Raw genomic sequence first — 23462 nt, forward strand, 5'->3', positions numbered from 1 at the left:
TAATACTATTCCATTAAAAACGGCTGGTCAGGTTCCCCTGATCCAGCCGTTTTCTGGTTATTTCGATACCATATTATCGGGCCCAGCTCCGCTCACTCAGATACCGGCCAACCGCCCCATCGCTCCAGACATGCGCTTCGACGTACCGCTCCGGACCGTACTTTCCGTCATTGTTCCAATTCTGCGGTAACCCGTACTTGTCAATGATGCTCACAATCTCGGGATAGGTATACAGAGTGTGCCTGTACTCTTTGCCATCGTTAATCAGCGGGCTGAAGGTAGGCATGGAGTCCCCATAGGTAAAAGAAATCGTGTTCACATCAAATTCCTCAATCGGAATCTTGAGCGATGCGCCATTCTCGAACCATGTGCTTAGCCACGGACTGTGTTCAACTACCATATAATGCGGGGAGGACCGCTGGACCACACCGCCCTTACGTATAAATTCCGCCCGGATGATGCTCTCGCAGTTCCGCCGATATTCCACATACTTATCATGTCTTTGGGCGCTCTGGGCCTTGGGCTTGGTCTGCTTAATCGTCTCCAGCACGGCCCTCGCCTGATCGCCCGGCAAATCAGATAGGCTAACAAACGGACCCACAGATGCATCATAATAATGATATAAGAACATCGTTCCGCTCCCTCCCAGCGTAGCTTATGTCAACCCAATTCTAAATCCTTACCGGCTAGCTACCTCGATGATCCAGTCGGTCAGTTCGTTGATTTGACTCTTCACAGCGATCGGGTCACGGTACCAGGATTGGTTCTCCGTCCATATAAACACCCGATTGTGGGCAACGGGGCCCAGCGACCCCCATATCGGATCAGCCTGCAACGATTCTAAACTGGACTCTGTAGTCAGAATTAAATAATCCCCCATGTACTCTGAAAGCTTCTCCAGTGAAAATTCGTAATAGGATTCCTCCAGCATATATCCGGGAACGGCAGCCGGCGGCTTCAGCCCCATGATTTCATACATCAGCCGGCCGCCCCGACCCGACTTCGGACCAAACAAGCTCACGTTTCCGTCATACTCCTGCATAATCGAAAGCGTCTTCCCTTCAGGAACCGCTTGTTTAACCTTCGCCCGAATGTCTGCAATTTCCTTCTCGAATTGTTCGTTCCATTGCTCCGCGGCCTCGCGCCGGTCCAGCAAATTGCCGAAATACAGCATCTCATCCTGAATGGATGCGAACTGATTGTAAGGCACAGATACCGTTGGCGCAATCTTCTGATATTTCTCAACTACCTCAGGCTGTGGATTATGCGTTATGATCAAATCCGGATTCAGCTCCAGCAGCTTCTCAAGCGAGTCGCCGACATCCGTCACAACATCCAGCATTCCCTCCAGGTACGGGCTCGACATCAGGAACGATTCGGCTGCAACCGGCTGAACATCCAGCGCAAGTACAGTACCGAGATAAGAGATTGCCGCTATGCGCTGAGGGTGCTCAGGAACCTCGACATCGCCAAAAGCGGTACTAACCATCTTGGTCCCCGAAGAGGCCTTAGCCCCGGTTACGGTTGGAGAAGCGCTGACGGCAACCTGGCTGTGCGTTGCGCTCCCGTTGTTCACCGGCCCAGCGCAAGCCGTTAACATCACGGTTAAGCATAACAGCATCACTGCATACAAGCTTCTGGTTGCTCTGGTCATTCTATTCGCCTCATTCCATTGAAATTGATAATCAATATCACTCACATGAAAAGGATAGCGTAATGACCGGCTGGGAACAACGGACGATTGTGACCTATTCCTTGCATAATCTGAAACGGACTGTCCATATCGTTTACGATATTGGCCTGGCGTTATGCCGGCATATTTCTTGAACATGCGGTTGAAATACATAAGATCTGGATAACCAACATGGGTTGCAATCTCCTGTTGTGTTGCCATCGTACCGGCCAGCAGATTCTTCGCTTCCTCCATCCGGAAACGGATAACATAATCCAGCGGACTGAGTCCTGTCTGTTCTTTACATTTCCTCGAAATGTACTGCTGGCTGTAATTCAGTTGCCGCGCTAGCTCCTCTAGCGAGATGTGCTTACGGTAATTTCTGGACAAATACCGGATGACCTGCTCGGACAAGGATACCTCACCGGGTCTGAACAGGTGCTCGCTCAGAACTGCATGGACGAAGCGGATGAAATCTCCCTTGACCGACAGCCGGGTCAATCCGTCATCCAATTGAAGCCAACTGCCGCATATTGTCTGAAGCAGCTCTAACATAGCCAGCGGTTCAACGGGCGGGAAGCCCCAGTTGTCCAGAAACGGGTCGGATTCATGCATCATCCTATGAAATTCATACGAGGCCGAAGCGGGCAGCGAAGCTTTGTACAGTACGATATATACGCTTAGTGCTTCCTGGCTCCGGATCGTCACCTGAGCGCCTTTACCGGCGTGCAGCACGTAAAAACGGTCGCATAGCCATACCTCATCGTCAACCCACAACTCACCCTGCCCTTGGAAAACAAATAAAAATGCACTCGCCGGTAAGCGGTACTGCTTCAAATCCCCGCCGGTTCCGGCCTGCTTCAGCCGCACATCAAGCACGCGCACCGTCACCTGATTCCATAATTGTATAATTCTCAGAGCATCCATAGCTGATTCGCAAGCTCCCCCTAAATGATCGAACAGATAATCATTCTCAATTGAATCCTGTTTTTAATCACCATAACGAATAGGATTCGTACTGTCAACACGGGTTGACCGGAGTCTTCTCAAAAGCAAAAAGACGCTTGCCTCCCACATGCGGAAGTCCAAGCGTCTATCAGGTTCATTAGGGACGGGAGCGGCAGTTAAACCTGGCGCAAATCAGCCTAGAGTACAGACTCCAGCACTTCATCCTCAGCATCAATACTATTCAAGGCCGTACGGTTAATCCAAGACAGCGCCAGTGTCCCCTCGCCCATATGAGCACCTACCACCGGGACAAAGGTCATAATCTCTGTACGCACCGAAGGGGACATGGCCTTAATGGCCCACTCCAGGCTCAGCGCCTCTTCTTTATTGTTGGCGTGCATAATGCATACATCCTGGAAGCGGCCGATTTCCTCCTGGATGGTCTCCAGCAGCTTTTGCTTCGTCTTCTTGAAGGTGCGGATTTTATCGGCGACGACAATTTTGCCCTCATCGAACCGCAGAAGCAGATGAATCCGCATCAGCTGGCCCAGCAGGAACTGAGAGCCGGAGAGCCGTCCGCTGCGGTGCAGCTGGCTCAGGCTGGCAGGGATAATATAGAAGGACATTTCCTCGATTATATTATCAATTCTGTTCTTGATCTCCTGTGCAGAGCAGCCTGCCTGCTGCCAGTGAATACCGCGTAGTAGCATCTCACGGATGGGGTATGCGCCTACTTTGGAATCGATACCAATTACGTTCACTCCAGCAATGTCTGCCGCCTGCATCGAGGTGTTGAAGGTCCCGCTAAGCTCGGAGGAACAATGGATCGCAATAATCTCGTCATACTCTTCCTTCAGACGCTCGTATAATTCCACGAACTCGCCAATCGGCGGCTGGGAGCTGCCTACCTTGTCATGCTGACGCATTTTGTCATAGAACTGATCAGCGTTAATATCTATATTTTCTCTATAACATTCATTATTGACGATTAGACGGAGGGGGACGATATACACATGGTTATTCATAGCGAATTCAGAATCAATGGTGCTGGTGCTGTCAGTCACCCAGGCGATGGATTTCATAGTCATTACTCTCTTTCGTGAGGAATTCACTGCTCAGGAATCAGCAGCTATGGCTGTCTGTATATTCATAAATTATACAGGATGCCAGCCATTCGTAGAGTATTCCTTGAATAATCCCAGCACTTTTTTTCAACTAAATTCGACATAAATTCACATTATATATGACGAATATACCTGTTTAAGAGAGGTTTGATTATGGTATGAGAAAAGGCGGAAAATAGAGTTCGTACGAGCATCCTACTAAGTTCCTCTACTTCCGGAAGTACTGCGTCACCGTTCCCTTACCTGCACCAACCACCACCTCTGCAAAAGCACCGTTCACCAAAGTAACCTGGGGAGGCAGGTGCCCGCAGTCGATATCGTATGCGACTGGCAGGCCCAGCTCATCGGCCAGCTCCTGGTAGACATCCTCTACGGTGTACCCGTCCATAGGGCGGTTAGCCGCGCTGCGGCCGAACATAAGGCCGCTGCAATGCTCGAACCAGCCCGCCAGCTTCATCTGCACCAGGGAGCGGCGCAGGTCGGTCACGGACAGCTCACAGTTCTCTAAGTACCACAGAATAGGCTCATTATGGATATAGTGCTGCTGGAAATGCCGCACCTCTCCATACGATGTGCCGATCAGATGACGGATAACGTCAATACAGCCGCCCAGCAGGCGGCCCTGCATGGCGAGGGCCTGATTGCCCGCCGTCTTCCAGCTAGTGGCTTCTGTAAGGTTGAACACATGGGGCGACGGCTCGCCTCCTCCCCATTCCAGCTGATACTGCTGTGAGGATTGCTGAAGTACAGAACCACCGCTTGGCGTAGACAATACCTTGTCCCACATGGCGGTTGTCGGGTCTGTCTCTTCTCCCCGGAGATCAATGAAGTTCGTGCCATGGGCAGTGGCAATCCCCGTCTTCAGCGTGACAGCCAGCAGCAGCACACTGATATCGGAATACCCGAGAATCCATTTACACTTCATCTTGCTGAAATCCACCTGCTCCAGCATCTCAATCAGCAGCTCCCCGCCCCAGGGAGGCACGACGAGTCCGATGGACTCATCGGCCATCATCGCGTTGAATTCAGCGGCACGTACAGCAGCCGGGGCCGATTTAGCCTTCTCCTGTGTCCATGCTGTCGGTCCGCATACTACGCCGTACCCTCTTTTTTGCAGCCGTTCTACAGCCAGCTCAAGCAGTTCACGAAGCTCCTCCCCCACTCCTGATGAGGGTGCAGTTACACCAATAACAGCTTCTGCTTCTAATACGGGATATCTGATCATCCGGTTATTCCTCCTAAGGTAACCCCACCAAGTGGGACTTTAGCTTCGATGATGACTCAGGTACTTTGCGGGGACCCCAAAACATATAAATTCTATAAAAAAGGCGATACCCGAACCTTGAGCAGGTTGAATATCGCCCTATGCGTACTACGGATTATATCATTGGCTGCGTCATTCCAGTGAAGGCTTATTGTCCCGGCTGATATCCAGAATATCCAGGAAAAAGACGAAGATTGGAATCCCGAGAATCAGTCCCCATACCCCGATATAATGCTCGGAGAACAAAAGCACTACGAGCGTGTAGAACATCGGCAGGTTCATTTTGGAGGACATCAGCTTCGGGTTGAGGAAGTAGCCCTCTATGACATGTAACAGGGCAATCATCACCAGAATGTTGATCGTCAGCATCAGTCCACCCGTGTTATAACCGATAATGCACAGCGGAATCAGCGAAATGACAAAGCCGACGACCGGAATCAAGCTGAGCATGAAGATCATAATGGAGAGGGCGAACAGATACGGGAATGGCTCGAAAAAGAAACCAAGCACCCACAGCCCGACCACGGTAAACAAAGTATTGAACAGCGCAATCAGAATCTGTGCTTCAATGACCTTGCCGAAGGAGGAGATGAATTTTCTGCCGAAATACTCCAGCTCCACATAGAACCAGGAGATCTTGCTGTCTCTCAAACGGGAGGTGAAGCTGACGATCCGGTTCTTCTCCAGAATGAAGACAAGGCTTAGAATCGTGGACAGGACGAAGGTGGTGCCCCAGTTGCTGATTTTGAAGACATATTCGATCCCCTGATTCAAATAGCTCTGATAATTGAGCTCCCTGACCTTTCGGAACAAGTACTGCATAATTTCATTCTGCGGAATATCATCGGAGGTCAGCGTGCCGAGAAAAGTGGTTAACTGCTTGATCTGTGAGAATACCTTGGGCATATATTTGACGAGTGCCATGACGATCATGCTGATCAGCGCCACATACAGTATAATGATGATGACCTTGCTGTTCACCTTCACAAATTTGCCGATCCGCTTGCTTAATAGCACCTGAAAGCTGTTCATCACATAAGCGATCAGGAAGGTCAGCAGCACCAGATTCAGCATATCTCTGATACTGTACAGCAGCAGTCCAATCAATCCCAGAATCAAGAAGCGCCGGACTGTTAAATTGGCGACATAACGCTTGAATACTTCCATTGTTCCCTTGTTCCTCTCCATTCGCTGGCAGATAAGATTTTTATTATAGTGTACCGTACTGAAAACAAATATAGCAACTTTGGCATCGCCCAATTCCCGCGAAACCGCGAACTTTATGTCGATTTACAGGAAGCTCTATTGCTATATGCTATAATGTGGGCAAAACTGGAACATATATACCTTTTTCAACAGGTCCAAATCAATGAAGTTCAAACTAATGGAGGCGAAAGCTGGTATGAACAAAGTAATCTGTATCACCGGAGCATCCTCCGGCATCGGCCTTGCCACTGCACTGAAGTTCGCCCATGAGGGCTGGACGGTCTATGCCGGAACCCGCCATCTGAAGCGTGAACAGGAGCTGTACCAGAATGTGGAGGGTCTGCAGTTCGTAGAGCTGGAGGTGACGCAGCCGGAGAGTATTCAGCAGGTTATTGACCGGATAGAAGCGGAGCAAGGCAAGCTGGATCTATTATTCTGCAATGCCGGATTCGGATATCTGAGAGCGCTTGGGCAGGCACCGTTCCCTGAGATCGAGGATGTCTTCAATACCAACGTGTACGGGGTCATGCATACGATCCGGGCTGCACTGCCGCTGCTGCAAAAGACTGGCTACGCCCATATTGTGGCGACCTCCAGTGTCGGCGGACTGGTCGGGCAACCGATGAATGAGGTCTACTGCGCCAGCAAATTCGCAGTAGAAGGGCTGCTGGAGAGTCTGGCCACCTATTACAAGCCGCAGTTCAATATCGATATCACCCTGCTGGAGCCAGGGGCGATTGCTACGGAGTTCAATTCAACCGTCATGGGGCATGTCGCCAGCACCGGCGGCGTTCTGGAAGACGAGTACAAGCCGATTCTGGATGCTTATAGAGCGGCCTTCCTGGAGCGCAATGTGGAGCCGCAGACGGCAGACTCTGTTGCGGATGTGATGTGGGAGCTGGTACAGCTTGAGACCAAGCCGCTGCGCCTGCGCACCTCGGAGCGGGCCGAAGCCTTCGTTGCCCGCAAGGTCAGCACTGACCCTACCGGACTGGAAGGCATACTAAGCACGCGCAGAATTCAGTTGAATATGTAAATGTAGACAGCCGCTCCCATTCCTGGAGCGGCTGTCTTTGGCTTTCCCTATATCAGATGCTAGCGCTGAATCGGCTCAATCCGGTACGTTCCGGTACTGCCGTCTCCAGCAGGCCCGCCAGTGACCGCCCAGCCGTAAGACAACACATCCTCCAGCCGTTCGCATTCAGCCTCCGTTAATTCCGCTTCCACCGCTTCCTGCCCCTCCGCAAGCTCCAGCTTCGCTTCAATACCCAGCGCAACCTCTATCCAGCTGCGGATTCCGCGGATGGTATTGTATTTAATCTGGTAGCCTTCCAGAACGGCCCGGCGGAATCCCTCCGGCTGTTCCTCTGCAAGGACAGACAACTGCCCGTAATCGAACTCGTATTTACTCTCATCGGCCGGCAAATCCCCTTCGCTGACTCTGCGCAGCAGCTCTTCGTCAGATCCGGACAGCGCGCGCAGCGATTCCAGCAGAAGGGCATCCCATTGTGATAGCTTGACCTTGCTAGTCGGTATTGTCATTGTATCTCCTCCTTGATTCACAGATGTGTATCTTCTAAGATTCGTTCATAATATTAGTCTGCATATTCCCCGGCCACATAATGTCCGGGACTCACTTCCCGCAGTGCAGCGGCTTCCTCTGTCCCGCGCGTAGCCGGGTAAGCCTCCAGCTGGATTCTGCGGCTGGCCATCATCGGGTCTGTCTCCAGAATGGAGGACAGCAGGGCTCTGGTGTAGGGGTGGAGCGGATTATCGTACAGCTCATCGCTTGGAGCCACCTCCACCAGCCGGCCGCCGTACATCACGCCGATCCGGTCAGCAATATGGCGGACCATCGACAGATCATGGGCGATGAACAGATAGGTCAGTCCGAACTCGGCTTGCAGATCCTCCAGCATATTAACGACCTGAGCCTGGACAGAAACATCCAGCGCAGAGATGGGCTCATCGCAGACGACGAACTCGGGCCGGACCGACAGCGCCCGTGCAATGGAGATCCGCTGGCGTTGCCCGCCGCTGAATTCATGGGGGAAGCGGTACAGATGCTCCCGCTTCAGCCCCACCTTCTCCAGCAGCTCTGCCACCGCTTCCTTGCGCTCTTCGCCCGGATAGAGACCGTGAATCCGCATCGGCTCACTGATCAGCTCCAGTACGTTCAGGCTTGGATTAAGCGAGGAATACGGGTCCTGGAAAATTGATTGAATCCGCCTGCGGAAGGGCTTCAGCCCTTTCTCGCCCAGCTTGCCAAGCGGCTTCCCGTCGTAGAACACCTCTCCGTCTGTATAATCGTACAGACGGAGCAGACAGCGTCCGACCGTGGACTTGCCGCTCCCGGATTCACCAACCAGTCCGAAGGTCTCGCCCTGACGGATCTGGAAGCTGACCCCATCCACAGCCTTAAGTACGCCCTTATCCCGTCCGCGCAAATCCTTGCCCTTCGGGAAATGCTTCTTCAGATTGCTAACCTCCACAAGCACCTTGCGCTCACTCAAGTGAAATCCCTCCCCGCTGTAACTGCTGTCTTCTCTTCTGTACCTTCGGTCAGCCAGCACATCGAGCGGTGCCCCGGTGCAAACTCGACTACCGGAGGACGTTCACTGCAGCGGGCGAAGGCATGCGGACAACGGTCCATGAACGGGCAGCCGGGCGGGGGATTCAGCAGATCGGGCGGTGTGCCCTCGATCGGAATCAGCCGCTCACGTTCACCGCCGCCGCGCTTCGGTATGGAACGCAGCAAGCCCTGCGTATACGGATGCTGAGGCCGGTAGAAGATATCCTGCACCGTCCCCTCCTCCATCACCAGTCCGCCATACATGACAATGACGCGCGTGCAGACCTGGGCTACCACTCCCAGATCATGAGTAATAAGCGCAACAGCTGTATCTCCCCGTTCCTTCAGCTCTTTGAACAGATCGAGGATCTGCGCCTGGATGGTCGCATCCAGCGCGGTGGTAGGCTCATCGGCAATCAGCAGCTCCGGGCGGCAGGAGAGCGCCATCGCGATCATCACCCGCTGGCGCATCCCTCCGCTGAATTCATGGGGATATTGCTTCAGCCGCTGCTCCGGATCACGGATGCCGACCTGGCGGAGAAGCTCCGCCGCTTCGGTATACGCCGCCGCTTTATCCAGTCCGCGGTGTCTGCGGATAACCTCTGTCAATTGCTGGCCGATTCGCTTGACCGGATTCAGCGAGGTCATCGGGTCCTGGAAGACCATCGCAATCCGGTTGCCCCGCAAGGACCGCCACTGCTTCTCCGTAAGCCCCTTCAGGCTCTTGCCGCGGAACTCCAGCTTCCCGGCAGTCATATGCCCCGGCGGTGTGATCAGTGACATGACCGCCTTGGCTGTAACGCTTTTGCCGCTGCCGGATTCCCCGACAATGCCTACGGTCTCACCCGCATCAATATGGAAGCTAACGCCACGGACGGCCTGATTCTCCCCGTCCCGGGTAGCGAAGGAAACCTGTAAATTCTCAACAGTCAGCAGCCGTTCAGTCATGATGTTAAGCCCTCCTATCTTCGGATCAGCTTAGGTTCAAAGCCGACCCGCAAAATATCTCCCAGCACATTAAAGCTCAGCACCGTAAACAGGATCATCAGCCCGGGGAACAGCGCCAGATAAGGTGCCTGGGCAATATACCCCTGTGCGCTGTTCAGCATACTCCCCCACGTGGCATTCGGCGGCTGTACCCCGAAGCCGAGGAAGCTGAGCGACGATTCCATCATAATGGCCGAGGCAATATTATTCGTCGCCCCTACAATAATCACCGGTATCAGCCCCGGAAGGATATGCCGCCAGATCATACCGAAGGCACTCTGTCCCGAGGCTTTGGCATATAACACGTACTCCCGTTCCTTGATCGTCAGGGTCTCCGCGCGGACGACACGTGCCACATTCATCCACATCAAGAGAGCAATAATAATGATCAGATTGCCGATGCTCGGCTTCAGATAGACGCTGAGCAGCAGCAGGATCAGGAAGGACGGGATCGACATGATAATATCCAGCATCCGCATCAGCAGATTATCGATCCAGCCGCCGAAATATCCGCTGATCACCCCAACCAGCACGCCCACAAAGGTTGCTACGACCATGGAGGCAAACCCGACCAGCAGCGAGACCCGGCCTCCGTATAAGGCTCTGGACAGATAGTCGCGGCCATAATCATCGGTGCCGAACAGATGCGCGGCGCCGGGCTTCGTCAGGCGGGCCATGGCATCCATGGCATTCGGATCATGACCGGACAGGAAGGCAAAGACCGCCCCCAGTGTAAACACCATCAATATGACAAGAGCAGCGACACCCAGACCGTTCGTAAACAGCTCGGACTGCAGATTTTTCCATTTACTGCGATTCATGAGGTCACCCCTTCAGTTTGATTCTTGGATCGACAACGCTGTAGAGAATATCTGCTACCAGATTACCGAAGATCAGCATTAAGGAAGAGAACAGGGTAATCCCCATAATGACAGGATAATCCATCCCCTTCACCGCCGTCATCCCCAGGGAGCCGATCCCCGGCCAAGAGAACACCGTTTCCGTAACAATCGCCCCGGCCACCAGATCTCCCATCGACATACCGATCAGCGTGATCACGGGCAGCAGCACATGCTTCAGCACATGCCGGAACAGGATGGTGGATTTCTTCGAGCCAAAAGCGTACTGGATCTGCACATACTCCTCCTTAAGCTGTCCGATAGTGCTGGAGCGGATATAGCGCACGTACCCGGACAGGAAACTGAAGGCCAGCACCGTACACGGCAATATCCCGTGCTTCAGCACATCAAGCGGCGATTCCACACCAATGGTGCGCATCCCCATGCTTGGAAGCAGGTGCAGCTTGATCGCGAACAGATACATCAGCAGGATAGCCAGCCAGAATAAGGGGATGGAGATGCCGATATAAGCGATAAAATTGATTAGCTTGTCTACCCAGCGGTTGCGGTTCGCACCGGCCACGAGGCCCAGCGGAATGGCCAGAAGGACGGCCAGGGCAATGGCGCTGCCCATCAGACCCGCAGTTGCGGGGAGGCGGTCCAGAATCTGATCCAGCACAGGCTGGTGATTGACCAGCGAGTACCCGAAATTGCCCTGGACCATCTCTTTGATCCAGATGAAATATTGGATATAAGCAGGCTTATCCAGCCCCAGATTATGACGGATGCGCTCAATATCATCAGCGTGCATATTGGGCGTCACGAAAGACAGCACCGGATCTCCCGGAGCCAGCTTAATCATGGTAAAACAGACCACCGATACAAAAAACAGCATCGGCAATGTTTGCAGCAACCTTCGGACGATGAGTTGTCTCATACGCAGCTTCTCCCAGCTCTTAACAGGCAAAAATAAGCTGGGAGAACCAGCTTATTTTTTTGCCTTGCTTATTTTGTGAGGCAGATTATTTCTTGTAGATCTTGGACAGGTCTTCGAAGATAACGACTGGCTTCAGGACAGCCTCATCAACTCCGCCGTAGTTCTTAGAGACAGCTACAACAGTCTTCGTATAAGCGATCGGATAGATCGGTGCATCCTCGGCTACCAGCTCCTGTGCTTTCTTGTAGATCTCTGCACGCTTGGCCGGATCTGCTTCGCCTGCACCGTCATTCATCAGCTTATCGACTTCACTGTTGGAATAATGCGAGTAGTTGGACGAGCTGTCCGTAGTGAACAGGATACGGTACGCATCCGGATCATAGCCCATGATATAGCCGGTCAGAGCCAGCTCATAGTCGGTCGCCTTCAGATCAATGAATTTCTGCACCCAGGCCGAGGAATCCATGTTCTGCAATTCAACCTCTACGCCGATTGCCTTCAGCTTCTGCTGCACATACAGCGAGATGGCTTCCTGCGCCTTGTTACCGCTCTGTACGATATACCGGAGCTTCAGGTTGCTCTCACCGGCAGTGGCCAGCAGTTCCTTCGCCTCGGCAGCATCATTGTCAAAGGCAGGGACATCGTTCGTGAAGTACAGTGCATCCGGAGTCAGGAAGGACTTTGCCGGATCAGCATATTCGCTGGAAGTGTACGCCGTCTGAATCAGCTCGTCGCGGCTGAGGGCCAAAGACAGGGCTTGCCGGACTTCTTTTTTGGCGAGGGCACCGGTATCGCTGTTCGCATTGAACATCAGATAAGCGAGGCGGCCTTCGCTATACGGGAGAATCTCAAAATTATTCGTCGCTTGAATCGTAGGAACATCCTTCGGGTCCAGATACTGTACATTAATCTCGCCGTTCTGCAGAGCCAGATTCGCAGCATTGGTATCCTTGGCAATCCGGTAGGTGACGGAATCCAGATGCGGCTTGCCGCCGAAGTAGTTGTCGAAGCGTTCCAGCGTCAGATATTCGCCCGCCTTGTATTCCTTGAATTTGAAGGGACCGGAGCCGACAGGAGAAGCGTTCTTCGTGCTCTTCTCAATGTTGGTCTCATTCTCGTAGATATGCTTCGGAATCGGGAATACCTGTACAAGCGTGGCTTCAAAAGCCGGGCTGACTTGAGGCAGCTTGAACTCTACAGTCAGATCATCGACCTTGACGGCCTTGATCGCCTTGTCGCCGACAAGGAAGTTGGCCCGCAGGAAGCTGTTCTGCTTCTCATCAAGAATGCTGTCGATGGTGAATACCACATCATCCGCCGTCAGCTTCTCTCCATCATGCCAGGTCAGTCCATCCTTAAGCTTCAATGTATATGTCAGATTATCGCTTGACGGTGTCAGGCTGTCTGCCAGATAGAAGGTCTTCTTGCCGTTGTTCACCTGGAACAGCGGAGCATACAGCGCCTGGTCAATCGTCAGACTGACACGGTCACCCGCATAGTTCGGATTCAGTACCACCGGATCAGAAGCTACCCCTATAATCAGACTGCCTCCATCCTTCGGTTCGCCGGCAGCAGGCTCTTGTGATGCAGCCGGTGTCTGTGCGGCATTGGTAGATGAAGCGTTATTCCCACTCGAACATGCACTGATCATCAGTGTTAATAATAGTAGAATAGCAACCCCTGTTATCCCTTTACGCATTGTCTCTTCCTCCATGTCTATGAGCATTCCCACTCGTCGTTGAGTCATTATATATCGGAATACTAGGAATTACAATGTATGAATTTACCATGGGCTTTACCAGACGCGGACCTCCTGCATGACCGCTCCGCGCCGCAGGGCATCGACATGCTCCATTCCTTCCGTAACCCTGCCGAATACCGTATGCCAGCCGTCCAGATAATCGAACGTATCATAACAGATAAAAAACTGGCAGGACCCCGTGCCTGGTCCAAAATGCGCCATAGACAGCGCCCCGCGCACATGCTTATGGGGATTCCCCTGCGTCTCACAGGGAATGGGATCTGTGCCGCCTCTGCCGTTGCCGTCCGGGCAGCCGCCCTGGGCAACAAAGCCGCGAACCACACGCTGAAAGGCCAGACCGTTGTAAAAGCCGCTGTTCGCAAGCTTTTCAAAATTGGCTACGGTTCCCGGCGCTTCCTGATCGAACAGCTCCAGCCGAACCTCCGGTCCCTGCTCCAGACGGATCAGAGCCTGCTTCATGGCGCCTCCTCCTCTACACGGGCTGCAGTATCTGCTGGTACACCGATATAGACGGCCGTCTTGGCAGCATGCAGCGGCGCATAAATCTCCTCGATATCCTCGTCCACGAGCGGCCTAAGCTCTCCGCCCTCCATATGCAGGAACACCTCAGCGCGCGGATTCATCGCCAGGAGGACATTGATCAATTGCTGTACTTTTAACGTTGGCTTGTCCATCCTCTCACTCCTGCCAGCCCTCTTCCGGGGATTATATATATTAGCGGTATTGTACAATAGCTCAGGGCAAACGGCAATACGGCTCTCTTCTATACATGCAGGTGATTATTTCGGGGAAATGGGGAAAGTCTGGTACTTCTCTAAAAATATCGAATACATATAATTTATATCAACTATTTGCGAATCCAAGGGGATGTTCTATCATGTTGACCTTATTCTGGAGTGGCTGCTATGAATCCGAATAGAACCCGGGTGCTGCTGGGCAGCCCGATCCATCAAAAACCGGCGATCCTGGAGCAATTCCTGAACTCTCTGCTGCGTCTGAACCTGAAGGATATCGATCTTGATTTCTATCTGATTGACGATAACCCGGATGAAGCCGCAAGCCAGCTGCTGCAGCAGTTCGCCCGGAACGGCAGATCCGTCTTCCTGCAATCCTCCGGCTACCATGATGACTATATCCGAGATGAGCATACTCATGTCTGGCATTCCAATCTGGTCTGGAAGGTGGCCGGATTCAAGAATCTGATGATCCGGCGGGCGGAGGCCTTCGGCTATGACTACCTGTTCCTGATTGATTCGGACCTCATTCTGCACCCGGATACGCTGCTGCATCTGATCGGTACAGGCAAGGATATTATCTCCGAGATTTTCTGGACACAGTGGCAGCCGAATACACTGCTTCAGCCGCAGGTATGGATGCATGACGAATACAACCAGTGGGAGATTCATCCGGGGGAGCAGCTCTCTCCGGATGAGATTCAGCGCCGTTTCTATGCTTTTTTGCTGAAGATGCAGCAGCCTGGAATCTATGAGGTTGGCGGACTTGGTGCCTGCACGCTGATCAGCAGCTCAGCCCTCAGCTCCGGGATCAGCTACGACCGGGTCCGTAATATTTCCTACTGGGGAGAGGACCGTCATTTCTGCATCCGTGCAGCGGCCCTCGGCATTCCTCTCTTCGTTGACACCCACTTCCCGGCGCTGCACCTCTACAGAGATAGCGACCTGGAGTTGGTGGCGGAATTCATCCGGCACACCTCGGGCACGGAAGCAGCTTCTATAGCAGAAGGGGAGCCCGGGGCCCGGACTGAAGCAGCGGTCCCGGAGGACGGCGATACAGCAGCCGCTGCTGATCTGCCGGGCCATGCAGAGACGGCTCCGTCCCCTGCTGACAAAAGAGTACAAGAGGCAGCAGCGCAGTGGGATGTGCTGTGGACCGAAGCCGAAGCCCGGCAGCGCTTGTCCAAGGAGCCTCTGCCTGCTGACGCAGGCGAGACGGCAGAAGGAGCCAGCACAGGCGGGGACGGAGGAGCAGGGCTGCAGAAGCCTCAATCCGCTTCTGCAGCGTCCCCGGTCACTCCGGCAGCTGCTTCCCGCCGGCCCAAGCTGACCCTCACGATGATCGTCAAGAATGAAGGCACCAGATTCCTGCGCCAGGTGCTCGAGGAGCACCGCAAGTATATTAATGAGGCCGTCATTATCGACGACGCAAGCACAGATGATACAGCCGATATCTGCCGGGAGGCTCTTGAGGGGATTCCGCTCCACCTGATACAGAATCCTGTCTCCCTCTTCCATAATGAATCAGAGCTGCGCAAGCAGCAGTGGGAGGCGGTGGTTGCAACCCGTCCGGAGTGGATTCTTAATCTGGACGGGGATGAGCTGTTCGAGTCCTGTTTTCCAGAGGAGGTTGACTCCCTGCTGCGGACAGCGGATTGCGACTTGTTCTGCTTCCGGCTCTACGACTTCTGGGATGAGGCCAGCTACCGCGAGGATATGTACTGGCAGGCCCACCAGAGCTACCGCCCGTTCCTGCTCCGTTACCGGGAAGACTTCACCTATACCTGGAATGATCTTCCGCAGCACTGCGGGCGGCTGCCGGAGAATATCTTCGAGCTGCCCCATCAGTTAAGCAACCTGCGGCTGAAGCATCTTGGCTGGTCGAAGCCGGAATTCCGGCTGGAGAAGTATCTGCGTTATATGCTGCTGGACCCGGATGCTGAGTACGGCTGGAAGGAGCAGTATCAGTCCATCCTTGACCCGAAGCCCCGGCTGGTGAGTTGGAGCGAATAAGGCGGAGGGCTAAGTCATAAGAAGAGAGAAAGAAGCTCCTTATCGGAGCTTCTTCTTTTTTTGCAAATAAGCTTCAGGAAATATATCACTATAGGTCCGCAGGCAAATATGCTAAAATAACAGAACATAAGTTCGTATTTTGGTTGTAAAATACATCCTAATATTTCCCTATTATTAGAAAGATATATAGAAGAGGAGGCGTAACGGCAATGGAACAGCAAATGATACAGCGTTACCGGCAGGAAATCTATCGAATCGGCTGGCGCTTACAATACCGCAGCAAGCGAACCCGCCGGCATGAATGTACCTTCATGGATATCCGCCCGGCTCAGCGGGATGAAGCGGAGGAGATGATTAACCGGTTGTCCGTTGAGCAGCTATTAGATACCCTTCCAGCCAAAGGAAAGGTGATTCTGCAAAAGATTTATCTGCAGGAAATGACAGAGGCTGAGGTCGCGGCACAGCTGCATATGAGTCAACAGGGGGTTAACAAATGGAAGCAAAAAATGCTCCAGCAGCTATCACAGACAGCGAATTCGCAGACCTTCTGACAGGTGTCCGCCAGAAACAGCCGGAGGCCATGCTCCAGATCATCGAGCTATTTCAGGAGGACATCGAAATAGTCAGTCAATGCATCCTCCTCCCGCGGGAGGATGCCATTTCACATATTGTGACGGAGATTCTTAACTTCATACAGGCGGGGGATAGCACATGAACAAGCGGGCAAACGCCGACCTATCGTGGCGCTGCCCGCTTGTCATTCATTGGGAATAGCTAATCTATCAGGCAAGACCAGCATTCATGCTGACTGCACCCTAGGTATTGACATTCCTGCTAGGGTAAGGTTTATGGTTACTATAAGAAGTTCCGGACGGAATAACTTATGAAAGGGTGTTCATGCGTTGAAGATCGGAGAGTTCGCAGCTTGAGGCCCATGGGATGTTACATCGGAGGTCTGGTCGGACCGTTCGGAGCCAGCACAGATATCCGCATCATTATCGAGGCTTCCATCGACACTCTAGACCGGGCACGGCGAAATGGGGTAAACTCATTAAATATTGAATCGTACATTGTATAACTCGGATGCCACGAGAAGGGGTTGAACCAATCCATGGAACTCTACGCCGTAAAATTTGGTGAATCTTCATTTCGCTTAAGCAACGTATACCGCGATATGCATCATTCGGAGGAATTAGTCCAGATTGCGTGGTCATTTTATATTGCCAAGCATAATAATAAAACAATCTGTATCGATACAGGCTTTCGCGATGAGAATGTGGCACAGCAATGGGGGATTACACTAACAGACGTTGCAGACGAGTTAAGAGGCATCATTGGCAATCTAAGCTCCGTAGATACAGTCATCATTACGCATAGTCACTTTGACCATATTGAGAATCTTGACTTGTTTGATAAGCCTGAAATCATTATTTCAAAAACCGACTATGAAACTGCGCTACAGCAGTGCCCGCCGGCCATCAAGGAGAAGCTGCTTCAAGGCCCGGTTGTCACCGTAGACAACGAATATATTTACGACAACCAGTTCAGATTCAAGGTGATCGGCGGGCATAGCCCTGGTTCATCGGTGGTTTACTTTGAATCGGTTAATACCAACTATATAATCACCGGCGATGAATGCTACTGGTGCGATAATTTGCTAAGCAATCGGCCGAACGGGGTTTTTTCCAGTACAGAAAATAACGAACGGTTTCTAAATGAGGCTCATCACAGCGGATTAATTCCGCTCCCATTCCATGATCTGCAAATATTCGAACACTATCCGGCCGTTTCTAACAATATAGTGAGAATCTTTTAGATTTTGGATAAGGTCATCCTTTATGGATGGCCTTTTTTGTACGGATATGTCTATCGCGCATTGAATTATTATTCTAATAGTTGTATTATTATTCATTATTCGCGAAAAAGGAGCATACCTATGCCATTGATAATTAGAAACGCTGAGCCTTATGATGTAAACAGTCTGACCGAGCTGATGTATGAATACATCGTTGGTTTTTATCAGAATCCTAAACCTCCTGCCGATAAAATCAACACTTTAATCCAGACCCTTTTTGACCAGCAGCAGGGGGTGCAGTTCGTGGCAGAGCAGAATGGAGAGTTAGTCGGCTTTGCTACCCTATTCTTTACATTCAGCACTATGAAAGCAGATAAAATCAGTGTTATGAACGACCTCTTTGTAAGAGAACCCTTTAGAGATACCGAAGTGGAATCACAAATATTCCTGGCATGTCAAAAATACTCACAGAATCATGGCTATGCCAACATGACTTGGATTACTTCTACTAACAACAAACGCGCTCAAAGCTTCTTTGAAAACATGAACGCGGTCAAAGGGAAGGATTGGGTTCACTACTCCCTTATCTAAATCAACGCGTCGAAATGGCCCTCTGCGTCTACCGTCGCTGTCCGGGGATCGGTCAGACCGATGCCCTTAAGGCCTCCCTTTCCCTCAGTCCGCCAGGGCGGAGTATGATCCTGAAGCGGGGGAGCAGGTACAAATGAAGCCGAAGCGGTACTCCCGCTTTTCTGCACCAGATGGGCCTCCAGCTGCCGTATTTGCCGCTGCAGCTGCTCCCGGCGATAAGGAGTCTGCATCTCTCCGCCCTGCGCCGCATTCACCTTGTCCAGCTCCATCAGCAGCCGGTTGCGCTGCTTCTCCAGAGAACTGACATCGCTCTGTGTGCTGCCGTAAGCTGTAGTGGCCTGTACCGGGCTGATACCGGATACCGTCTGTGCCGCCATGATCTCTCCCTCCGTTTCCTTGGCTTCTGCTGCAAATCCAGCCATATTCGAAAGTTCTAATCATTTTTATTACCCGGCAGCTCCCGCCATGACAACATTCCAACCACATATTTACAAAAAATCGTCGCATAGTCTCAATCGGATGCTGGTTGGACCATACCAAAGACCTAGCCGGGAGGTCTGTAAAAGCGCCAAAGGCCCATGTTCGCTTTGCCCCGCACCGCTTCCAACGGCAGTTCCAGTCCATATTTATATCATCTACAAAGATATGCTTTTGTCTCTTTCTAACGAACCTTATTTGACATAAGATTTATCCTAGTACCTCATCAGATTTAAAATAGTGGAGTAGAATAAATTACCCTTCAAATTACATATTTTTTTCAATAGATGGTTGTTATTTGGGGGCGTTTGGCTTAGCGTAACGGACACAGGGGCTCTTATCCGGGAAGAAAGTCGTCACTTAGGCGATTAGCGGACCGCAAGGACCTTATCCCCTGCAATTCAGCTCCAAAACGTCTCGCAGAAAGACGATAAGGTCCACTGAGTCCGTTACGTTGCAAAAGGTGGCGTTCTCGTGGGGATAAGGTCTCTTCGGTCCGTTAGATTTTTTGGGATGATAGGGTTTCATTACACGAACCCCTGAGTTTCACAAGCTTATCCACCCTTTTAAATCTGACACTGTACTAAGAGGTGACGCCGGGGCCCATTACATTTCACATCGATCCTACTGTCTTCGCAGACTCTGATTTCGCTATTGCAACAGTCAGCTCGCCGTCCGCTTCGTCCACCGTCATCACTGAGCCTTCCTCCGCTTCTCCGGCAATCAGCGCGCGCGCTACCCGGGTCTCCAGACTGCGCTGGATGAACCGCTTCAGCGGTCTGGCCCCATAGATGGAATCGAAGCCTTCCTCGGCAATGAAGCGGACCGCCTGGTCACTCAGCTTAAGACCGATATTCCGCTCTGAGAGGCGCAGACGCAGGCCATCGACCAGCTTCACAACAATCTGCTCCGTCTCATTCAGGGTCAGCGGCTTGAACATTACGATATCATCTACGCGATTGAGGAACTCCGGACGGAAGTGCCCGCTCAGCTCCTTCATGACCCGATCCTTGACGGCTTCGGTCAGCTCGCCGTTATCATCCGTGCCCTGAATCAGATGCGGTGAGCCAATATTGGAGGTCATGATGACAATAGTGTTCTTGAAGTCGACCATCCGGCCCTGCGAATCGGTCAGCCGCCCGTCATCCAGCAGCTGCAGCAGGATGTTGAACACATCAGGGTGCGCCTTCTCCACCTCATCGAGCAGTACTACCGTATACGGCTGGCGGCGCACCGCTTCGGTCAGCTGTCCCCCTTCTTCATAGCCGACATATCCGGGAGGAGCACCTACGAGACGGGAGACACTGTGCTTCTCCATGTACTCCGACATATCGATACGGATCATGCCGTCCTCGCGGTCGAACAGCGAGACCGCCAGTGCTTTGGCCAGCTCCGTCTTCCCCACCCCGGTCGGCCCGAGGAACAGGAACGAGCCGATCGGACGGTTCGGGTCCTTGATGCCGGCTCTAGCCCGAAGAACCGCATCGGCTACCAGCCGGACCGCCTCATCCTGCCCGACTACCCGCTCATGCAGCGTATCCTCCAGCCGCAGCAGCTTATCCCGTTCGCCTTCCACCAGTCTGCTTACGGGAACTCCCGTCCAGCGTGAGACAATATCGGCGATTTCCTCCTCCGTCACGGCTTCACGCAGCAGCCGGGTCTCCTGGTCCTGCTGCGCCGCTTCCTCTGCCGCCTTAAGCTGCCGCTCCAGATCAGGAATAATGCCATAGCTTAATTCAGCCGATTTGTTGAGATCATAGATCTCCTGCGCATCGACCAGATCCTTGCGGGCCTGCTCCAGCCGCTTCTTCAGGTCGCGGATGCCCTGAATGGCCGATTTCTCCTTCTCCCAGCGGGCCGTCATCCCCAGATGCTTCTCCTTGAGGTCGGCCAGCTCCCGCTGGAGGTTCTCCAGGCGGCGGGCGCTCGCGTCGTCGGTTTCTTTTTTGAGCGCGGCTTCTTCAATCTCCATCTGCATCAGGCGGCGGGTTACTTCATCCATCTCACCGGGCATGGAGTCAATCTCCGTGCGGATCATTGCGCAGGCTTCATCGACCAGGTCAATCGCCTTATCCGGCAGGAAACGGTCCGTGATATAACGGTTAGACAGCACACCGGCTGCTACCAGAGCGCTGTCATAGATTTTGACCCCGTGATGCACCTCGAAGCGTTCCTTCAAGCCGCGCAGAATCGAAATGGTATCCTCGACATCCGGCTCGCTGACCAGCACCTGCTGGAAGCGGCGTTCGAGCGCCGGGTCCTTCTCGATATATTTGCGGTACTCATCCAGCGTGGTCGCCCCGATACAGTGCAGCTCACCCCGGGCCAGCATCGGCTTCAGCATGTTGCCCGCATCCATAGCCCCCTCCGTCTTGCCCGCACCGACAATCGTATGCAGCTCGTCAATGAACAGAATAATCCGTCCGTCACTCTCGCGGATCTCCTTCAGCACCGCCTGCAGCCGCTCCTCGAATTCTCCCCGGTATTTCGCACCGGCAATTAGCGCACTCATATCCAGCGAGAAAATTGTCTTGTCCTTCAGTCCCTCCGGCACATCCCGGCGGACAATCCGGTGGGCCAGCCCTTCGACAATCGCCGTCTTGCCGACACCCGGCTCCCCGATCAGCACAGGGTTATTCTTGGTCTTGCGGGAGAGAATACGGATTACCCGGCGAATCTCAGCATCGCGCCCGATGACCGGATCGATCTTGCCGGCCCGCACCTCAGCCACGAGATCGCGGCCGTACTTCTCCAGCACCTCATAAGTGGCCTCCGGCTCCCGGCTGGTCACCCGCTGGTGTCCGCGAATCTCCGCTAACACTCCAAGCAGCTTCTCCCGGGTAACGCCCCGGCTGGTGAACAGCCCGCGCAGCTCGCGGTTCCCGCTGCTCGCATCCGAGACCATCGCCAGGACGGCATGCTCCACCGCGACGAATTCGTCCTGCATCTTGGCCGCTTCCTGCTCCGCCTGTTCCAGCATGGCAATCAGCGCGGGCGATGCATAGCGCCGCATGGTGCCCGCTCCGCTCCCGCTTACGCTGGGCTTGCGCTGAAGTTGCGCATCGGTCCCCTGCAGCAGTTCGGCTGCGGGAACATTCATCTTCTGCAGCAGCCGGGGCAGCAGGCCCTCATTCTGCTGAAGTAAGGCTTTCAGCAGATGAAGATTGTCAATCTCCTGATGCCCGCCGGAAGCCGCCAGCGACTGCGCCTCTGCTACCGCTTCCTGCAGCTTCTGGGTAAGCTTATTGAAATCCATAAAATCATCGCCTTTCTAATGTATAGGTTAATCAACCGGATGCCCGGCTGTTATATATGCTGAACTTAAATGTTCTTTACCGTGTTGCCGCTCTTCGCCGCTGCGCTCCGCCTGTGGTACGCCGTTTCGCGCCGGCTTGGAAGCTGCCGGACTCCGCCAGCTGACGGTACAGCTTCTTCTCTGCCTCGGTCGTTCCGGCCGGAATGACCATCTCCATCCGAAACAGGATGTCACCATTCGTTCCGTCCGGACGTCTCAGCCCCTTGCCGGAGAGGCGCAGCGTTCCGCCGCTGGCTATTCCGGCAGGGATCTTCAGCTTCACGCTGCTGCCATCCGGCAGCGCTACCTTGGCTTCCCCGCCAAGCACAGCCTGCCAAGGGGCGATCTCAACCGTGCCGAGCAGATCCCCGCCGTCCGGCTCATAGATCTCATGCGGCAGGAGATGCAGCGAGATCAGCAGATCGCCGCCCTGCCCCGCTCCGCTTCCGCCGCCGGGTACCCGGAGGACGGTCCCTTCCGCCGAGCGTGCCGGAATCTGTACGTTCAGGTCTTTGCCTGCCGCCTGAACGCTGATATTGCCGCCTTTGTAGGCCTGCTCCAGCGTAATCTCAAGCTGGGCCTGCATCGTACTGAACTCATCCCCCCACGGGCTTCCGCCTGGACGGGCACCACTGCTGCCCGAGAAGAAGCCGGTACGGTCAGCCGCGCCCCGGCTGCCGAAGAACATACCGAACAGATCCTCTTCCGGTATACCGCCGGAAGAAGCGGCTCCGCTGCTCCAGCCCGCGCCAAACGGCGATTCCCATGACGCAGAGGAGGCCGATCCGTAGCTGCGCTGACCCCGTGAGCCTGCGGCGGCTCCATAGCGGAGCTCCTCATCATAGATTTTGCGCTTGTCTTCATCGCCCAGCACCTCATATGCCTCGGCTGCTTCCTTGAATTTCGCCTCTGCCTCCGGGGCCTTGTTGACATCGGGATGCCATTTTTTGGCCAGCTTCTGATAGGCCTTCTTGATCTCCTGCTTCGAGGCCTTCTTGTCTACCCCAAGACGCTCATAATAATTTGCCGCCACCGGAACCTCCTCCTTTCGTGTAATGGGAACCTTCTGCCTTCCTCCGGGAAAAGACGCATTATAGCCGGAACCCCCACTACAATGCGTCTAATATGAAGTGCTATATGAAAAGCCCGGTGAAATCCTGTTGCCGCCCGGTGAACCGGATAGGCCAGCGGCTACAGCCGCTAAGCCCGGAGTTCCTGCAGAAGCGGCAGCTTCAGCCGGACTTGG

Annotated in this window: 21 protein-coding genes; 5 read left to right on the forward strand and 16 right to left on the reverse strand. The window is 53.4% G+C overall.

All coding sequences use genetic code 11. The features are described from left to right. Nucleotides 1-73: 73 nt before the first annotated feature. The 5 genes from C173_RS07255 to C173_RS07275 form a co-directional block, all read right to left on the reverse strand. Entirely contained in the window at nt 74-631 is a 558-nt protein-coding gene (locus C173_RS07255) for a hypothetical protein (RefSeq protein ID WP_036723603.1), read from the reverse strand. Nucleotides 632-679: 48 nt separating this feature from the next. Then, nucleotides 680-2599, reverse strand: a complete 1920-nt coding sequence (locus tag C173_RS07260) for an AraC family transcriptional regulator (protein ID WP_036723604.1) — start codon at nt 2597-2599, stop codon at nt 680-682. Nucleotides 2600-2817: 218 nt separating this feature from the next. After that, nucleotides 2818-3708, reverse strand: a complete 891-nt coding sequence (locus tag C173_RS07265) for a DegV family protein (protein WP_327196439.1) — start codon at nt 3706-3708, stop codon at nt 2818-2820. A gap of 244 nt (nt 3709-3952) precedes the next feature. Further along, entirely contained in the window at nt 3953-4969 is a 1017-nt protein-coding gene (locus tag C173_RS07270; RefSeq protein ID WP_036723607.1) for a S66 family peptidase, read from the reverse strand. A 171-nt stretch (nt 4970-5140) separates the two neighbouring features. Continuing rightward, nucleotides 5141-6175, reverse strand: a complete 1035-nt coding sequence (locus tag C173_RS07275) for an AI-2E family transporter (RefSeq protein WP_036723609.1) — start codon at nt 6173-6175, stop codon at nt 5141-5143. A gap of 235 nt (nt 6176-6410) precedes the next feature. Here C173_RS07275 and C173_RS07280 point away from each other — a divergent pair, with 235 nt between their 5' ends. Next, a complete protein-coding gene (locus tag C173_RS07280; protein ID WP_036723611.1) occupies nt 6411-7250 on the forward strand; it encodes an SDR family oxidoreductase in 840 nt (279 codons plus the stop codon). Between the two features lie 59 nt (nt 7251-7309). On the opposite strand, the gene C173_RS07285 is transcribed toward C173_RS07280, so the two are convergent. The 8 genes from C173_RS07285 to C173_RS07320 form a co-directional block, all read right to left on the reverse strand. After that, nucleotides 7310-7756 carry a hypothetical protein gene (locus C173_RS07285; RefSeq protein WP_036723612.1) on the reverse strand — a complete coding sequence of 149 codons (447 nt, stop codon included), beginning with the start codon at nt 7754-7756 and terminating at the stop codon, nt 7310-7312. A 53-nt stretch (nt 7757-7809) separates the two neighbouring features. Continuing rightward, nucleotides 7810-8727, reverse strand: coding sequence for an ABC transporter ATP-binding protein (locus C173_RS07290; protein WP_036723619.1), 918 nt, complete (start codon nt 8725-8727; stop codon nt 7810-7812). Beyond that, entirely contained in the window at nt 8724-9734 is a 1011-nt protein-coding gene (locus C173_RS07295; protein ID WP_036723621.1) for an ABC transporter ATP-binding protein, read from the reverse strand. The genes C173_RS07290 and C173_RS07295 overlap by 4 nt, the downstream gene beginning before the upstream one ends. Nucleotides 9735-9748: 14 nt before the next feature. Then, nucleotides 9749-10594: an ABC transporter permease gene (locus tag C173_RS07300; RefSeq protein WP_036723623.1), complete on the reverse strand. Its 846-nt coding sequence runs from the start codon at nt 10592-10594 to the stop codon at nt 9749-9751. A 4-nt stretch (nt 10595-10598) separates the two neighbouring features. Continuing rightward, on the reverse strand, nt 10599-11549 hold the full coding sequence (locus C173_RS07305) for an ABC transporter permease (protein WP_036723626.1): 951 nt from the start codon (nt 11547-11549) through the stop codon (nt 10599-10601). An 85-nt stretch (nt 11550-11634) separates the two neighbouring features. Further along, entirely contained in the window at nt 11635-13248 is a 1614-nt protein-coding gene (locus tag C173_RS07310; RefSeq protein WP_036723628.1) for an ABC transporter substrate-binding protein, read from the reverse strand. 96 nt (nt 13249-13344) lie between these two features. After that, on the reverse strand, nt 13345-13770 hold the full coding sequence (locus C173_RS07315) for a peptidylprolyl isomerase (RefSeq protein ID WP_036723630.1): 426 nt from the start codon (nt 13768-13770) through the stop codon (nt 13345-13347). Beyond that, complete coding sequence (locus tag C173_RS07320) at nt 13767-13985, reverse strand: hypothetical protein (RefSeq protein WP_036723633.1); 219 nt, start codon at nt 13983-13985, stop codon at nt 13767-13769. Before C173_RS07320 ends, C173_RS07315 begins: the two co-directional genes overlap by 4 nt. Nucleotides 13986-14216: 231 nt before the next feature. On the opposite strand from C173_RS07320, the gene C173_RS32740 reads away from it, so the two are divergent. From C173_RS32740 to C173_RS07345, 4 genes are all read left to right on the forward strand, one after another. Beyond that, nucleotides 14217-16058, forward strand: a complete 1842-nt coding sequence (locus C173_RS32740; protein ID WP_051477886.1) for a glycosyltransferase family 2 protein — start codon at nt 14217-14219, stop codon at nt 16056-16058. Between the two features lie 209 nt (nt 16059-16267). Then, complete coding sequence (locus C173_RS07335) at nt 16268-16609, forward strand: sigma factor-like helix-turn-helix DNA-binding protein (RefSeq protein ID WP_036723635.1); 342 nt, start codon at nt 16268-16270, stop codon at nt 16607-16609. 560 nt (nt 16610-17169) lie between these two features. Continuing rightward, nucleotides 17170-17874 (forward strand): MBL fold metallo-hydrolase, encoded by a 705-nt coding sequence (locus tag C173_RS07340; protein WP_036723636.1) that lies wholly within the window; start codon nt 17170-17172, stop codon nt 17872-17874. A gap of 120 nt (nt 17875-17994) precedes the next feature. Further along, nucleotides 17995-18444, forward strand: a complete 450-nt coding sequence (locus C173_RS07345; RefSeq protein WP_036723638.1) for a GNAT family N-acetyltransferase — start codon at nt 17995-17997, stop codon at nt 18442-18444. Here C173_RS07345 and C173_RS07350 read toward each other — a convergent pair. From C173_RS07350 to C173_RS07360, 3 genes are all read right to left on the reverse strand, one after another. Then, nucleotides 18441-18866 (reverse strand): hypothetical protein, encoded by a 426-nt coding sequence (locus tag C173_RS07350; protein ID WP_036723643.1) that lies wholly within the window; start codon nt 18864-18866, stop codon nt 18441-18443. The two genes, C173_RS07345 and C173_RS07350, sit on opposite strands and share 4 nt — an antisense overlap. 668 nt (nt 18867-19534) lie before the next feature. Further along, on the reverse strand, nt 19535-22177 hold the full coding sequence (gene clpB / locus C173_RS07355) for an ATP-dependent chaperone ClpB (protein ID WP_036723648.1): 2643 nt from the start codon (nt 22175-22177) through the stop codon (nt 19535-19537). A 76-nt stretch (nt 22178-22253) separates the two neighbouring features. Continuing rightward, nucleotides 22254-23249 (reverse strand): DnaJ C-terminal domain-containing protein, encoded by a 996-nt coding sequence (locus C173_RS07360; RefSeq protein ID WP_036723649.1) that lies wholly within the window; start codon nt 23247-23249, stop codon nt 22254-22256. Between the last annotated feature and the right edge of the window lie 213 nt (nt 23250-23462).

Source organism: Paenibacillus sp. FSL R7-277 (assembly GCF_000517965.1).
GTDB lineage: Bacteria > Bacillota > Bacilli > Paenibacillales > Paenibacillaceae > Paenibacillus_AQ > Paenibacillus_AQ silagei.